We start from the raw sequence: 1172 nt of genomic DNA on the forward strand, positions 1-1172 counted from the left end.
ACCGCCCCGTACTCCGAGCACGACTTCGGTCCTGAGCCGGATTTCGGACCTGAGCCGGATTTCGGACCTGAGCCCGACTACGAGTGAGGGTAGGGCGCGGCTGCGTCTCCGCGCTCCGCACCCTCGGCGGCTTCGGTGCCCCGGTGGGACGGTGGGACGGTGGGACGCGGGTGGGTGCTGGGCTGATGGGTGATCGGGCGGGGTGCGGGCTGCAGGGGTGCGGGTTCAGACCGGCGGTCGGGGTGGGCCGGGACCGTGAAGCTGAGGGTCGGGCCGCCCCTTTCTCTTGATTTTCGCGGTTGCGGGGTGGGCGTCAAGGGCGCTCCTTCGTCGCGTCGGCTGCGCCGATTCCGCTGCGCTCCACCCTTGACACCCACCCCTCCACCGCAACTGCAACTTGAGGGGGCCGCCCCCAGGGGGGAGACTCCCCGGCACCACTTGCTTGTTCTGCACCTTTGCTGCCGAGTGCAGACTGCTTGCCCTGCGGGGCACGCACGAAGGGATCACTGCCAAATTCTTCGCTGCTTAGCGGCGGACTCCCACCTGTGGTGACGGGGAGGGTTGGTTGGGGAGACCTGGTGAGCGCCGACGGACGCAGGAGGGCGGTGGGCTGCCGGCTGATCGGGCGAGGTGCACCCCGGAGACTCCCTGACCCATCGGACTGGGACGGGTGTGACTGGGGGCGAGGCATGTGGGTGGAAAAAGGGCAGTCGGAGGCTGGCATGCCTGTCTTCTGCGTCGAGCGGCGCAGAAGTGGTTGTCAGAGACCATCCCACCCCACCAACCTCCCAAATGGGCGATATGGCCTATTTTTGGGGATGGTTGTGGTGAGGAGAGGCCGCTTATGCGTCCCAGGACCCAGAAGAAGCATCAGCCAGCCACCCACGGCCTCTCACAGACCCACATGCCTCACCCCCGTCACACCCGCCCCAACCGTGCGGATCAGTGGGCAAACAGGCACGCTCCGGGGTGCACGTCGTCCAATCAGCCAGCAACCCCGCACCCTGCTGCGCCCGTCGGCGTTCACCACGTCTCCCCAACCGACCCTCCCCGTCACCACAGCCCAGTGGCAGACGCTAAGCAGCGAGGCATAGGGCAGTGATCCCTTCGTGCGTGCCCCGCAGGGCAAGCAACTGGCAGCCGGGGGCCGGAGCGGCAGGACAAGCGAGCAT

This window comes from Streptomyces sp. 150FB, assembly GCF_000818195.1.
GTDB lineage: Bacteria > Actinomycetota > Actinomycetes > Streptomycetales > Streptomycetaceae > Streptomyces.